Annotated in this window: 7 protein-coding genes; 5 read left to right on the top strand and 2 right to left on the bottom strand. The window is 66.3% G+C overall.

Annotated elements, in window-relative coordinates; all coding sequences use genetic code 11:
- Positions 1–119: 119 nt before the first annotated feature.
- Genes ACNPNP_RS04030 through ACNPNP_RS04010 form a run of 5 tightly spaced genes read left to right on the top strand, consistent with a single transcriptional unit; the run spans position 120 to position 5,149 of the window.
- Complete coding sequence (locus ACNPNP_RS04030) at positions 120–584, top strand: MaoC family dehydratase (RefSeq protein ID WP_448964777.1); 465 nt, start codon at positions 120–122, stop codon at positions 582–584.
- On the top strand, positions 581–1,486 hold the full coding sequence (locus ACNPNP_RS04025; protein WP_448964776.1) for an SDR family oxidoreductase: 906 nt from the start codon (positions 581–583) through the stop codon (positions 1,484–1,486). The genes ACNPNP_RS04030 and ACNPNP_RS04025 overlap by 4 nt, the downstream gene beginning before the upstream one ends.
- 1 nt (position 1,487) lies before the next feature.
- The gene (locus tag ACNPNP_RS04020) at positions 1,488–3,080 is read left to right on the top strand and encodes an AMP-binding protein (RefSeq protein ID WP_448964775.1); all 1,593 of its coding nucleotides are present in this window, start codon (positions 1,488–1,490) and stop codon (positions 3,078–3,080) included.
- A gap of 21 nt (positions 3,081–3,101) precedes the next feature.
- A complete protein-coding gene (locus ACNPNP_RS04015; protein ID WP_448964774.1) occupies positions 3,102–3,977 on the top strand; it encodes an amidohydrolase family protein in 876 nt (291 codons plus the stop codon).
- Positions 3,974–5,149: an acyl-CoA dehydrogenase family protein gene (locus tag ACNPNP_RS04010; protein WP_448964773.1), complete on the top strand. Its 1,176-nt coding sequence runs from the start codon at positions 3,974–3,976 to the stop codon at positions 5,147–5,149. The genes ACNPNP_RS04015 and ACNPNP_RS04010 overlap by 4 nt, the downstream gene beginning before the upstream one ends.
- 13 nt (positions 5,150–5,162) lie before the next feature.
- Here ACNPNP_RS04010 and folE read toward each other — a convergent pair whose 3' ends face one another.
- Together folE and ACNPNP_RS04000 are read right to left on the bottom strand one after the other, a co-directional pair.
- Positions 5,163–5,771 (bottom strand): GTP cyclohydrolase I, encoded by a 609-nt coding sequence (folE, locus tag ACNPNP_RS04005; protein WP_448964772.1) that lies wholly within the window; start codon positions 5,769–5,771, stop codon positions 5,163–5,165.
- A complete protein-coding gene (locus ACNPNP_RS04000; RefSeq protein ID WP_448964771.1) occupies positions 5,758–6,366 on the bottom strand; it encodes a PadR family transcriptional regulator in 609 nt (202 codons plus the stop codon). Before ACNPNP_RS04000 ends, folE begins: the two co-directional genes overlap by 14 nt.
- Between the last annotated feature and the right edge of the window lie 70 nt (positions 6,367–6,436).

The following is a 6,436-nucleotide window of genomic DNA, read 5'->3' as shown; positions in this document are numbered from 1 at the left end:
GAGGGCCGTTCCGCTTCGCGACCGCATGTAGCCATCGCCGAATGTTTCAGGTAGCCTGATATCGGAGCGATGATGCTCGGCGCGCACGGCCGCCGACTCGACGAGAAGGATGCAATGCGATGACGCCAGCCATGACCCTGTCCACACCGGTCGAAGATCTCTCGCATGTCGAGGGGGCGTCGTTCGGTCCCTCCGATTGGCGCGAGGTGACTCAGGACGACGTCGACCTCTATGCGCGTGTCTCCGGCGATGACAATCCGATTCATCTCGACGCGGACTTCGCTGCGGCCACGCCCTTCGGCGGCACGATCGCTCACGGCATGCTCACGCTCGGCCTCGTCGTTCCGTTGATGCGCGAGGTCTTCGAGGTGACCGGGTTCAGCATGGGGGTGAACTACGGCATGAACAAGGTGCGCTTCCCCGCGCCTGTTCCCGTCGGTTCGCGCATCCGTGTTCGCGGCGACGTCCTCGCTGTCGAGCCGATCGCCGACGGATCGCAGATCGTCGTTCGCGTGGTGTTCGACGTCGAAGGCAGTGAGAAGCCTGCGTGCGTGGCGGAACTGGTTCTGAGGTACTACCGATGAGCGGCGCGATTCGCCTGGATGGCAGGTCGGCGATCGTCACCGGCGCCGGGCGCAGCCTCGGTCGCGCCTACGCGATCGCGCTCGCCGCAGCCGGGGCATCCGTCGTCGTCAACGATGTCGATGCCGAGAGCGCTGGGCAGACCGTGGAGGCGATCCGCGAGGCCGGTGGCCGCGCCGTGTCCGTCATCGCGCCGGTGGGTCCGAGCGCGACGGCGGAGGCCCTCGTGGCGGCTGCACAGGAGGCGTTCGGCCGCATCGACATCCTCGTCGCCAATGCCGGTGTGCTGAGGGACCGTGTGCTCTGGAAGATGGGGGACGACGATTTCGATCTCGTGACGGAGACGCACCTGCGCGGATCGTTCACCTGTGGTCGCGCCGCTGCGATCGCCATGCGAGAGCAGGGGGAGGGCGGTCGCATCGTGCTCATCGGCTCGCCGGCAGGGCAGTTCGGAAGTTTCGGGCAGACGAACTATGCGGCAGCCAAGGCCGGCCTCGTGGCGATGGCGCGCACCTGGTCGCTGGAACTCGCCAGGGCGGGGATCACTGCGAACGCCGTCATCCCGACCGCGCTCTCGCCCATGACCGCCACGATCCCGGCGTACACGAAGGTCTACGAGGACTATCTGGAGACCGGTGAGATCCCTGCTGAGTATCGTCGTGATCATGCCCTGGGGTCGGCGGAGGACGTGGCCTCGCTCATCGTGTGGCTGGCGTCCGATGAATCCGCCGCCGTCACGGGCCAGGCGATCGGCGTCGGCGGCGATCGCCTGACTCTCTACTCGCACCCCGCGGTGCTCAAGACTCTGGACCACGACGGTGGATGGTCGCCGGAGCAGATCGACGGCGCATGGCGCGACGATCTCGCCGGACTTGCGCAACGCTCCGGGCCGCAGGGGGCCTGACATGCGCGCGCACTACTCCGATGTGTGGCAGGCGATCTCCCGGGTGCTCCCTGAGCGTGTCGCGATCCGCACCGCCGATGAGGAATGGTCGTACGCGCGATTCACGCGCGAGGCAGGCGCATTCGCCGGTGCGCTGGCGCAGCGCGGGGTGGCGAGAGGGGATCGAGTCGCGCTGCTGTTGTACAACCGTCCCGAGTTCCTCATCGCGCTCTACGCATGCCTCGGGGCAGGGATCACCCCGGTGCCGCTCAACTTCCGATTCCGGTCGGGCGAGGTCGCGGCCCTGCTGGATGACTCCGGTGCCAAAGCGCTGGTCTACACGAGTTCGCTCACCGACGTCGCGACCGACGCCGTCGCACAGTCGACGGGGGACATCGCCCTGATACAGGTCGATGACGACGGGTCGTCCGCAGACGCTCCAGGGCTCACCTGGGCTGAGGCGATCGGCGTGGACGCGCAGCTCCCCGCCCACGCCCCCGACGATGCGGAGCTGTGGATCTACACAGGCGGTACGACCGGCAGACCCAAGGCGGTTCGCTGGGACGCTCAGGACATGTTCGAGGTCCAGATGTTCTCGACGTACACGCTCGCGGGACTCGCGTGGCCCGAGACGGTGACGGACGCGGCGAGCATCGCCTCCAACCCTGACACGCCGTTGACGGTGAACCTGCCGCTGGCGCCGTTCATGCACGGGACCGCGCTGACGACATCCATGAACACGTTCACGCTCGGGGGGACCGTGCTGGTGACGTCATCGCCGAAGCTGGATGCTGACGCGGCTGTGCGTTTCGCGAACGACGCCTCAGCGACCAGGATCATCGTGGCGGGCGACGCGGTGGCCGTGCCGCTGGTCGAGTCGATCGAGAGGCTTGGTCAGGGGCTGCCGACCGTCACTTCGGTGATCAGTTCCGGAATGCGATTCAGCCCCGAAGTGAAGGCGCGTCTGCACACGATCACCTCCCTCACTGTGATCGATCTGCTCGCCTCCTCCGAGGGCGGCGCATTCGCGGTCACCACGACGACCGGCGTGCAGGATCTGCCGGGCCGTCCGCGCCTGCAGCCCACGGCGACCGTGCTGGACGACGAGCAACGTGAGGTCCACGACCGTCCCGGTGCACTCGGCGTGCTGGCGCAACGAGGTGCCCTGCCGATCGGTTACCACGGTGACCCTGACAAGACCGCTGCCACCTTCCCCGTGATCAACGGAATCCGGCACGTGGTGCCAGGGGATCTCGTCCGCGTCCAGGAAGACGGCTACTTCGAGTTCCTCGGTCGAGGCAGCGGGGTGATCAACACAGGCGGGGAGAAGGTCTACCCGTTGGAGGTCGAGGAAGCGCTGCTGACGCATCCGGAAGTCGCTGACGTCGTCGTGGTCGGGGTGCCGGACGCTCGGTTCGGTGAGATCGTCACGGCGGTCGTCGAACGGACAGCGCAGAGCGAGGTCACATCTGATGATCTGATCGGCTTCATCGATCCGATCCTCGCCGGATACAAGCGCCCGAGACACATCCTGTTCCGCGCGAGCATGGACCGGACCCCCACGGGGAAGGTCGACCTCGCACGAATGCGCCGAGAGATCGCCCTCGAGCGCTAGCACGAGCACATGGAGCCACGAATGAATCTCGACGCCATCCGTGCGATCGACACCCACGTCCACATCCAGGTCGACGGTCACGGGCATTTCGGTGCGACGGACGAGCAGCGAGAGGGGATGGATCGATACTTCGGGACATCGGATCCTGCGCTCAGCGTCGACGAGACCGCTGCCTACTATCGCGAGCGCAAGATGATGGCCGTCGTCTTCACGGTCGACGCGACGACGAACACCGGGCGACGCCCGAACAGCATCGACGACATCGTCGCCGGCGCGCAGCGCAACCAGGATGCACTCATCGCGTTCGGTTCCGTCGACCCGCTGCAAGGGGAGGCTGCCATCGGGGAACTGCATCGACAGGCGCACGATCTCGGTGTGCGCGGATTCAAGTTCCACCCGACGGTTCAGGGATTCGACCCCTCGCGCGAGGAGTTCACGCCGCTCTTCGCCGCGATCGAGGAGCTCCGCCTCCCCATCGTGGTGCACACGGGCCAGACCGGTGTCGGCGCCGGTTCCCCTGGCGGTCTCGGGTTGCGGCTCGGATTGTCGAACCCGATTCTGCTGGACGACGTCGCGGCCCGGCACCCCGGCCTGCAGATCGTCATGGCGCACCCGAGTGTTCCGTGGCAGGACGAGGCGATCTCGATCGCCACCCACAAATCCAACGTCTGGATCGATCTCTCCGGGTGGTCCCCGAAATACTTCAGCCCCGCACTCGTGAAGGCGTCGAGAACGTTCTTGAAGAGGAAGGTGCTGTTCGGGTCGGACTTCCCCGCGATCACGCCGGACCGATGGCTGGCGGACTTCGAGAGGCTCGAGCTCCCCGAGGACGTGCGCGAACTGATCTTGAAGAAGAATGCCGTGCGCCTTCTCGAGTTGGATACGTTCACATCATGAGCGAAGCGACCGACCTGTATCCCGGCGACCTCCTGGGGTTCGCGAACGCGCTGACCCCCGCGGAGCTCGACAAGATCCGGCGGCTTCGGGACTTCCTCGACACCGAGATCCGACCCGTGCTCGCCGAGCGATGGGAGAAGGCTGCGAACCTCGGGGACTTCCGGGCCGGACTCGCCCGCTTGAGACTGCTCGACGATCCCGCTCTCGTCACCGAGGCCGGTGCTGTTCGGGAGCTCTATCGCGGCTTCGTCACACTGGAGCTCAGTCGTCTCGACCTCGCCGTCTCCATCCTGTACGGCGGACAGGCGAACATGTTCCGGACGTTGATCCACGCGGGCGGATCCCCAGAGCAGATCGCGGAATGGGATCGCGGGATCCTTGATTTCACCTTCACGGGATGCTTCGCTCTGAGCGAGCCGGATCACGGATCGGACATCGCAGGCGGGATGGAGACGGTCGCCCGCAGGCAGGGGGACGGCTGGATTCTCGATGGTGCGAAGCGGTGGATCGGCAATGCGACGATCTCTGACAACATCGTCGTGATCGCGCGCGAGCAGGGTGGCGACCGCATCCTCGCCTTCGTGGTGCCCACGGAGTCCGAGGGCGTCGAATGCCGAGTGATCGAGCACAAGGCGGCGGCGAGGATGGTGCACAACGCGGAGGTCACACTGCGTGACGTGCACGTCTCCGAGACGCGGCGGCTGCCGCGGATCGAGAGCTTTCGCGATGTGAACCGAGCGATGCGCGAGTTGCGTGCAGACGTCGCATGGACGGCGGCGGGAATGCAATTGGGTGCGTACGACGCCGTCCTCGCCTACGCCACGCGGCGGACGCAGTTCGGCCGCCCCATCGCGGGGTTCCAACTGGTTCAGGAGAAGTTGGTCCGTATCGTCGCGAACATCGCACAGACGCTGTCGTTGGCGTCTCGGATGGCAGAGTCGCCCGCTGACGATGTCGGGGCGAGTCTCGTGAAGATCGTCGTCGCAGATCGGTTGCGCGAGTCCGTCGCTCTCGCGCGCGAGACGCTCGGGGGCAACGGCATCCTGCTGGAGTACGACGTCGCCCGTTTCTTCGTCGATGCCGAGGCGGTCTACACCTTCGAAGGCACGAGAGAGATGAACACCCTCATCGTCGGGCGAGCGATCACAGGACTCAGCTCGTTCGTCGGCTGACCTCCTGAACCGGCTACGGCGCAGTCGAGACGCGCGCGTCTGCGGTGTCGAGCAGAAGACCGGGCACGACGCCGATCTTCGCGATCGTGACGGCACGCGCTTCCGAGGCGCGGGGCTCCATGTGCGAGACGCAGCCGTGCGTGGCCTCGATGCGCACGCAGACGCCATGCGGTCGAAGCACTGCCATGACGGCATTCGCGAGGTCGCTGCCCAGTCTTTCCTGCAGCTGCGGCCGGCGGGCGGCCACTTCGACGGCTGAAGCGAGGCGGCTCAGACCGGCGAGGTGCTCACGGGGCGCGTACCAGATGTCGACGGTCCCCTCGAAAGGGAGAAGATGGTGCTCGCAGAGCGAGGAGAATCTGATTCCCGTGAGTCCGACGACGTCTCCGATCGCGTCGACGTCGTCGAGAAGGACCGGCGCTCCCAGCGCCGACGCCGGATCGACTCCGACGCCCGAGAGCATGCTGATCAGCAGATCGGCGACACGCTCCGGCGTGCGCTGCAGGCCGCGCCGGCTGGTGTCCTCGCCCACCGCTGCCAGGAGCTCGCGGACGGCGCTCGCCGCCCGCTCGCGATCGATCTGCGGTGTGAGCAGCGGCGTGTTCTTCTCAATCAGGGACATCGTCGTCCACCTTCTCCTTCTCGAGGCGCAAGACGAGCTCCAGGCCGCGCCGCGCCCATTTGATCTCGACCTGCGCCCTGTCGACCAGCCCCTGGTACGCGAGTCGCTTGTACTCGATCGTGGCTTCCCGGTTTCCGTCAGGCATCTTCTCGAGCCGTCGGACGAGCATCGGATTGCTCATGTTTCGGATGTGGGTGAGCTCGCCTTCGAACTGCGCCAGCTCGCCCTCCCACACCTGGATGTGCCTCCGGAAGAACTCGCGGGCCGATTCAGGGGAGGCGGATTCGAGGTAGGCCGCTCGAAGATGGGCGGGGTCGCGTACACGCTGGTAGTCCAGCGGAGAGCCCATCCACTCCGTGAACGCCCTGTCGCCCTCGTCGGTCACGTGGTACACCCGGCGCGTACCGCGGGCGCCTCGGACCTGATCCTCGCCTTCCACGAGACCAGCGGCCTCCATCTTGCGCAGCTCCGGGTAGATCTGCGAATCGGGGGCGTGCCAGACATGTCCCACCGACTGTGAGAACTGCTTCTGCAGGTCGTATCCGGACAGGGGGCCGACGCGCAATATCGCGAGAAGTGCGTAGCGAAGACTCATGGATCTCCCTCGTTCGTATCGGGCCGACGGAGAACGTCTCGCCGGAACGCGGGAGGGTGGTGCTGAGACG

The organism is Microbacterium xerophyticum, from assembly GCF_053543555.1.
Note: the sequence above shows the minus strand (reverse complement) of the source record. Positions and strands in the feature narration are given on the sequence as shown.